At 71.6% G+C, this 7,231-nt stretch carries 7 protein-coding genes and 1 pseudogene; 6 read left to right on the plus strand and 2 right to left on the minus strand.

Annotated elements, in window-relative coordinates:
• From N4P33_RS30285 to N4P33_RS30310, 6 genes and pseudogenes are all read left to right on the plus strand, one after another.
• Window positions 1–444, plus strand: a pseudogene (locus tag N4P33_RS30285) (ATP-binding protein); the annotation flags it as partial.
• Between the two features lie 284 nt (window positions 445–728).
• Entirely contained in the window at window positions 729–1,217 is a 489-nt protein-coding gene (locus N4P33_RS30290) for a single-stranded DNA-binding protein (protein ID WP_260830140.1), read from the plus strand.
• A gap of 233 nt (window positions 1,218–1,450) precedes the next feature.
• Window positions 1,451–2,848, plus strand: a complete 1,398-nt coding sequence (locus tag N4P33_RS30295; protein ID WP_260830146.1) for a Cys-Gln thioester bond-forming surface protein — start codon at window positions 1,451–1,453, stop codon at window positions 2,846–2,848.
• A 111-nt stretch (window positions 2,849–2,959) separates the two neighbouring features.
• Window positions 2,960–4,624 (plus strand): energy-dependent translational throttle protein EttA, encoded by a 1,665-nt coding sequence (gene ettA / locus N4P33_RS30300; RefSeq protein WP_260830141.1) that lies wholly within the window; start codon window positions 2,960–2,962, stop codon window positions 4,622–4,624.
• 6 nt (window positions 4,625–4,630) lie between these two features.
• Window positions 4,631–5,074, plus strand: coding sequence for a thioesterase family protein (locus N4P33_RS30305; RefSeq protein WP_260830142.1), 444 nt, complete (start codon window positions 4,631–4,633; stop codon window positions 5,072–5,074).
• A complete protein-coding gene (locus N4P33_RS30310) occupies window positions 5,071–5,736 on the plus strand; it encodes a hypothetical protein (RefSeq protein ID WP_260830143.1) in 666 nt (221 codons plus the stop codon). The genes N4P33_RS30305 and N4P33_RS30310 overlap by 4 nt, the downstream gene beginning before the upstream one ends.
• Window positions 5,737–5,829: 93 nt before the next feature.
• On the opposite strand, the gene N4P33_RS30315 is transcribed toward N4P33_RS30310, so the two are convergent.
• Together N4P33_RS30315 and N4P33_RS30320 are read right to left on the minus strand one after the other, a co-directional pair.
• Complete coding sequence (locus N4P33_RS30315; protein ID WP_260830144.1) at window positions 5,830–6,813, minus strand: ABC transporter ATP-binding protein; 984 nt, start codon at window positions 6,811–6,813, stop codon at window positions 5,830–5,832.
• A gap of 49 nt (window positions 6,814–6,862) precedes the next feature.
• Window positions 6,863–7,231 (minus strand): FtsX-like permease family protein (locus N4P33_RS30320; protein WP_260830145.1); only part of this gene is annotated, 369 nt, incomplete at its 5' end.

The raw sequence follows: 7,231 nt of genomic DNA on the forward strand, positions 1-7,231 counted from the left end.
GCGGTGCGGGAGGCGGCCGTACGCGGCTCCCAGGGGCTGCCGGAGGCGCTGGACGAGCTGGCCGTGCGGGCAGGGCTGCCGCCGGGGAAGCCGCCGCGGCCCGGGTGGTGGCCGGCCGCCGTGCTCGCCCAGGCGTCCATGACGATCCTGCAGTTCGTGGGCGGGCTGTGGCTGCTGGGCCAGATCATCGGGGTGATGGCGCCGAACCTGGGGGTTCCGGTGCTGCTGATGGTGATCGGCATCGTCGGCGGGCCGCTCATCGAGTGGAGCTGCAAGATGGCGGCCCGGGGGCCCGCACGGCGGTACGGGCTGGAGGCGGAGAGACGATTGCGGGAGGCCGCGGCCGGGTGCGGCCGGGCCCGCGTCCTCGATCCGGTGGCGGCGGAGCTGCTGCGGTACCGGGAGGTACGGGAGCGGTACGGGCGGGTCGCGGGGGTGGGGTGACGGGGGCGGCGCCCGGCGCCGGGCGCTCGGGAACGGCGTCTGGCGCTGGGGGCGTCAGGCGCTGCGGTGGACGCGGAGCGGCTCGTTCGGGTGGTGGGGTTTTCCACAGGGCGGCCGTGGTCCACAGGGCTCAGCGGGCTCGGCCCGTGCGGAGGCAGTCTGGCTGCGCGGCGACGGTTGCGGCAGATGCGGCGACCGTCGCGGCGGACGCTTCCGTACGGGACGGGCCCGTACGCGTATCCGCCCGGCGCCGGTGACGGTCCCGGGTGAGGGAGGGAGACGCGATGAACGAGACGATGGTCTGCGCGGTGGGCAATGTGGCGACGCGGCCGGTGCACCGGGAGATGGCCACCGGCGAGTCGACCAGGTTCCGGCTCGCGGTCACATCACGGTACTGGGACCGGGAGAAGGGCACCTGGGCCGACGGGCACACCAACTTCTTCACGGTGTGGGCCAACCGGCAGCTCGCCGCCAACGCCGCGGCGTCGCTGACGGTGGGCGACCCCGTGATCGTGCAGGGCCGGCTGAAGGTGCGCACGGAGATGCGCGAGGGACAGCAGGGGTGGATGTCGGCGGACATCGACGCGGTGGCGATCGGCCACGACCTCACCCGGGGGACGTCCGCCTTCCAGCGCAGGCAGCGGACGGAGCAGGCGGCGGGCGCGGTCGCTCAGGACAGGCCCGAGCCCAACTGGGAGACCCCGCCCGGTGATTCGGCGGACGAGCGGGCGGACGTCGCACAACAGCGGCACGAGCCGGTCGCGGTGACATGACGTCAGCGCCGGGCCCTGTGCGCCTGCGGGCCCGGCGCTGACCGAACTACGGCTTATCTGCGCATGCGGCGATAACGATTCCGAGTCGGATCAGCCGTCCGAAGGGATCACCGGCCGGCGCGTCGGGCCACGTCCTTAGGATGCCGAAATGGCTCCTGGCGTTCTGGGGGCCGGTGATTCTGCTGGTGGGACCGTCCCCCCACGTCAACGGGTCCTGCTCGGAAGGGAATTCGGTGTTTGCTTCGTTCTCTGCGTCGTCCGCGCGTGGGCGTGGGGCGGCCCGCCTCGCCGCCGGGACACTGGTGGCCGGACTCGCCGCCGGTCTGCTGGGCGCCGGGACGGCCACCGCGGCCGACGACACCGGGACGGGGCCGAGCCAGGGCGGGGCGACCGCGACCATAGCCGGGCTGAAGACCTACGGCGCGGCCGTGATACGCGGCGCCTCGGGGGAGCAGCAGGTCTCCGCGGGCCTGTTCGAGATGTCCGTCGAGGGCGGCGGCACGCTGCAGACGTACTGCGTCGACATCCACACCCCCACGCAGAAGGACGCCCGGTACCACGAGACGTCCTGGAGCGGGACCTCGCTCGGCACCAATGACAACGCCGGGCGGATCCGCTGGATCCTGCACCACTCCTACCCCCAGGTGAACGACCTCGCCGCGCTCGCGAAGAAGGCGGGCGTCCGGGGCCGGCTCACCGAGCAGGACGCGGCCGCGGGCACCCAGGTGGCCGTGTGGCGCTACTCCGACGACGTGGACGTCGACGCGCTCGACCCGCAGGCCGAGCAGCTCGCGGACTACCTGCACCGCAGCGCCCGTAACGAGGCGGAGCCCCGGGCGTCGCTGTCCCTGGACCCGCCAGCCGTCTCGGGCCGCCCCGGTGAGCGGCTCGGCCCGGTCACCGTGCGCACGGACGCGCGCAGCGTGACGGTCGCGCCGCCCGCGGACGCCGCCACCAGCGGTGTGCGGATCGTCGACCGGGACGGCAAGGCCGTCGCCTCCGCGGTCGACGGCAGCCGGCTGTACTTCGAGGTGCCCGAGGACGCGCCGGCCGACACCGCCGAGCTCACCGTGCACGCCTCGACCACCGTGCCCGTCGGCAGGGCGTTCGCCTCCGACAGCCGCAGCCAGACGCAGGTCCTCGCCGGCTCCAGCGAGTCGACCGTCTCGGCGACGGCCGGTGCGACCTGGGCCGAGACGGGGGCCATACCGGCGGTGTCCGCCCGCGAGAACTGCGCCAAGGGCGGCGTGGACCTCACCGCCACCAACCCCGGCGACACGCCCTTCACCTTCGAGGTGGCGGGCCTGAAGTACACCGTCGCGGCCGGCGCGTCACGCACGGTGACGGTTCCGCTGAGCGAGGACCGGGCCTACGACTTCACCGTCCACGGCCCGGACGGCTTCGAGAAGCGCTTCACCGGCCTGCTCGACTGCCGCACCCGCGCCGCGGAGACGGGCACCGCCACCCAGACCCTCACCGACCCGAGCCCCACGCCCCTGGCCGGCGCACCCGACGACACCAACCTGGCCGAAACCGGCGCCTCCACCGCCACCCCCTGGATCGCGGGCACCGCGATCGCTCTGGTGGCCCTCGGCGGAGCGGGCCTGGTCATCGTCCGCCGCCGTCACTGAAGCCCCAGGTCAGCACCGCCGCCCCCTACTGGTTTCCGCCCAGGGGTGGCGGTGCGGCAAGATGGGGTGTATCTGCCCACTGCCTGATTTCAAGCTGCCGGACGGTTTCTCTTGGCTGAGTTCATTTACACCATGCGCAAGGCGCGCAAAGCGCACGGCGACAAGGTGATCCTCGACGACGTCACCCTGAACTTCCTCCCCGGGGCGAAGATCGGCGTCGTCGGCCCGAACGGCGCCGGTAAGTCGACCGTTCTGAAGATCATGGCGGGGCTGGAGCAGCCGTCGAACGGTGACGCGTTCCTCTCGCCCGGGTACAGCGTCGGCATCCTGCTCCAGGAGCCGCCGCTGAACGAGGAGAAGACCGTCCTGGAGAACGTCCAGGAGGGTGTCGCCGAGATCAAGGGCAAGCTCGACCGCTTCAACGAGATCGCCGAGCAGATGGCGACCGACTACTCGGACGCGCTGCTCGAGGAGATGGGCAAGCTCCAGGAGGAGCTGGACCACGCCAACGCGTGGGACCTCGACGCCCAGCTCGAGCAGGCCATGGACGCCCTCGGCTGCCCGCCCGGCGACTGGCCCGTCACCAACCTCTCCGGTGGTGAGCGCCGCCGCGTCGCGCTGTGCAAGCTGCTGCTGGAGCAGCCCGACCTGCTGCTGCTCGACGAGCCCACCAACCACCTCGACGCCGAGTCGGTGAACTGGCTGGAGCAGCACCTCGCCAAGTACGAGGGCACCGTCGTGGCCATCACCCACGACCGGTACTTCCTGGACAACGTCGCCGAGTGGATCCTCGAGCTCGACCGCGGGCGCGCCTACCCCTACCAGGGCAACTACTCCACGTACCTGGAGACCAAGCAGGCCCGTCTCAAGGTCGAGGGCCAGAAGGACGCCAAGCGCGCCAAGCGGCTCAAGGAAGAGCTGGAGTGGGTGCGCTCCAACGCCAAGGGCCGCCAGGCCAAGTCCAAGGCGCGTCTCGCCCGGTACGAGGAGATGGCCGCCGAGGCCGAGAAGATGCGGAAGCTGGACTTCGAGGAGATCCAGATCCCGCCGGGCCCGCGTCTGGGCAACGTCGTCGTCGAGGTCAACAACCTCAGCAAGGCCTTCGGCGAGAAGGTCCTCATCGACGACCTGAGCTTCACCCTGCCGCGCAACGGCATCGTCGGTGTGATCGGTCCGAACGGCGCCGGCAAGACCACCCTGTTCAAGATGATCCAGGGGCTGGAGCAGCCGGACTCCGGCAACATCAAGGTCGGCGACACGGTCAAGATCTCCTACGTCGACCAGAGCCGCGAGAACATCGACCCCAAGAAGACGCTGTGGGCCGTCGTCTCCGACGAGCTCGACTACATCAACGTCGGCCAGGTCGAGATGCCCTCGCGGGCGTACGTCAGCGCCTTCGGCTTCAAGGGTCCGGACCAGCAGAAGCCCGCGGGTGTCCTGTCCGGTGGTGAGCGCAACCGGTTGAACCTCGCGCTCACCCTCAAGCAGGGCGGCAACCTGCTGCTCCTCGACGAGCCGACCAACGACCTGGACGTCGAGACCCTGTCCAGCCTGGAGAACGCGCTGCTGGAGTTCCCCGGGTGCGCCGTGGTCGTCTCCCACGACCGGTGGTTCCTGGACCGCGTGGCCACGCACATCCTCGCCTACGAGGGTGACTCCAAGTGGTTCTGGTTCGAGGGCAACTTCGAGTCGTACGAGAAGAACAAGATCGAGCGGCTGGGTCCGGACGCCGCGCGTCCGCACCGCGCCACCTACAAGAAGCTGACCCGGGGCTGATCGATCTTGCGGCACATCTACCGCTGCCCACTGCGCTGGGCGGACATGGACGCGTACGGCCACGTCAACAACGTCGTCTTCCTCCGCTACCTGGAGGAAGCCCGTATCGACTTCCTGTTCCGCCCGGACAAGGAGTTCAAGCAGGGGTCCGTGGTGGCGCGCCATGAGATCGACTACAAGCGGCAGCTCGTCCACCGGCACCACCCGGTCGACATCGAGCTGTGGGTCACGGAGATACGGGCGGCGTCCTTCACCATCGCCTACGAGGTGAAGGACGGCGACCAGATCTACGTCCGTGCCTCCACCGTGATCGTGCCGTTCGACTTCGAGGCACAGCGGCCCCGCCGGATCACCGAGGAGGAGCGCGAGTTCCTCCAGGAGTACACGGACGACCCCGCGAAGGGCGCCGAGGACGACGAGGGCGCCGAGGAGGAGGCCGTCGCCGCATGACGGTGCTCCACCTCGCCGACGAGGGGGAGGCGGCGGATCTCGCGGCCTTCCTCTCCCGGCTGCTCCACTACGACCGTTCGGCGGCCGTGCGCATGCAGGCGGCCGGGACCGCGCTGGCCGTGTTCGGCCGGCCGCCGTCCTTCGAGGTGCTGGCGATCCGCGCCGTGCGGCTCGCCAAGCCGTACGAGAACGGGCTCGACGTCACCCTCGACATCACCGTCTCCGCCGGTGAGCTGCTGGAGTCGGTGGACGAGGCGGCCGGCACGGCCGTCGTGCCGGGTGCGGTCACCGGGCCGCCGTGGGCCGGGGTGCTGCCGCCGCGGGGTGGGTGGACGCCGGTGGGCGGGCTTCCGGCGGCGGATGCGTTGCGGTCTCTGGTCGCCGCTAGTGTGGCTGAATTCCGGTCCCGTACGGAGGCGTTGGCGTCCGAGGCTCGTACTCGGGCCGAGCTTGACCGGATCGGGCGGGAGATCTGGTCGCGGACCGTCAGGGAGACGGGGTTGCCGGTGCGGGCCGTGCATGCCGCGCATGCACTGGGGTTCCTACGGGGTGCCGATCCTGTGTTGTTGTCGGCCGGGGCCTGGTTGCGGTTGCGGACGGCTTACGGGTCCGTCGCCGTACGGCGGGCCGGGCTCGGGGCCTTGGACGTCAGCGTGCGTTGAGGCTCGCGGGGCGGGGTGCCTCGATCTGTCGTTCGGCGGCTGACGGTTCATTGTGGTTTGTCGCGCAGTTCCCCGCGCCCCTGTGGGGCGCGTTCACACGCCGGTGTTGTCCGGCCACACCCCGATGTGGTCCTCCTCCAGTTCCAGGGCCACCCTGTCGCGCATGCCCAGGGCCTTGGTGTACTCGGCGGGGAGCTGGAGGCGGCCCGCGCGGTCCAGCATCGCGTACTCGCGGGCGACGACCCGTTCGTGGCCGGTGGTCTCGTCGACCTCGCTGCGGCGCAGCACCTCGGTGGAGGTGCGGCCGTCGCGGATGGCGACGGTGCGGCGGACCTCGTTCGCCACCGCCTGGTCGTGGGTGACGATCACGATCGTGGTGCCGAGCCGTTCGTTCGCGGTGCGGAACGCGGCGAAGATCTGTTCCGCGGTGTGGGAGTCGAGTTCGCCGGTCGGCTCGTCGGCGAGCAGCACCGACGGATCGCCCGCGAGGGCGACGGCGATGGCGACCCGCTGCTGCTGACCGCCGGACATCTCGTGCGGGCGGCGGTCGCGGCAGTCGGCGACCTCCAGCAACTCCAGGAGTTCCAGGACACGTTCGGCGCGGGCCCGGCGGGCGGCGCGGCCCCGGACCCGTTCCTTGCCGTGAGTCTTCCCGCCGTGCAGCTGCATGGGGAGCGCGACGTTCTGTGCCGCGGTCAGATAGGGCAGCAGATTGCGGGAGGTCTGCTGCCAGACGAAGCCGACGACCTCGCGGCGGTAGGCGAGCCGGTCCCGGGCGGTCATGGTGAGCAGATCACGGCCGGCCACGCGGGCCGCACCGGCGGTCGGGGTGTCCAGACCGGCGAGGATGTTCATCAGGGTCGACTTGCCGCTGCCGGAGGCGCCGACCAGCGCCATCAGCTCGCCCTCGCGGACCAGCAGGTCCAGCCCCTGCAGGGCCTGCACCTCCACGCCGTCCGCGGTGAAGACACGGACGAGGCGGTCGCAGGTGATGAGCGCGTCATGGCCGAAGGCCGGGCGGTCGCGGTCCGCCGTGACGCGGTGGGCCAGGTCGGCCAGCGTGGGGTTCGTGGTCATCGTGGACCTCCTCCGGGTGCGGTCGCGGGACGCCGTCGCGGCGGCGGGGTCATCGGGCATCGCCCACTCTCAGCTCCTGCACCGACCCACGGCGGCTCGACCACCACGCCTGCGCCGCCGCGATCCCGACGGTGAGCAGCACGACCACCAGCGCCGGCACCAGCAGCGACACCGGGTCGGTGTGCAGCGTGGCCCGGCCCGGCGGGGAGGTGCTCGCCGGGACGGCGAGGATGGTCAGGTCGATGCCGGGGGCGAGCAGCCGGATGGTGGCCCAGGCGGTGAGGGTGCCGCCCAGTGCCGCGAGCAGGGCCTGCGGCAGCGACTCCAGGACGAGCAGCCGGCGGCCCTGGGCGCGGGTCAGGCCCATGGTGCGCAGCCGGGCCAGCAGCGCGGCCCGCTCGGGGGCGGCGCGCACCAG

The sequence above is a fragment of the Streptomyces sp. 15-116A genome, assembly GCF_025290915.1.
In the GTDB taxonomy this organism is placed as follows: domain Bacteria; phylum Actinomycetota; class Actinomycetes; order Streptomycetales; family Streptomycetaceae; genus Streptomyces.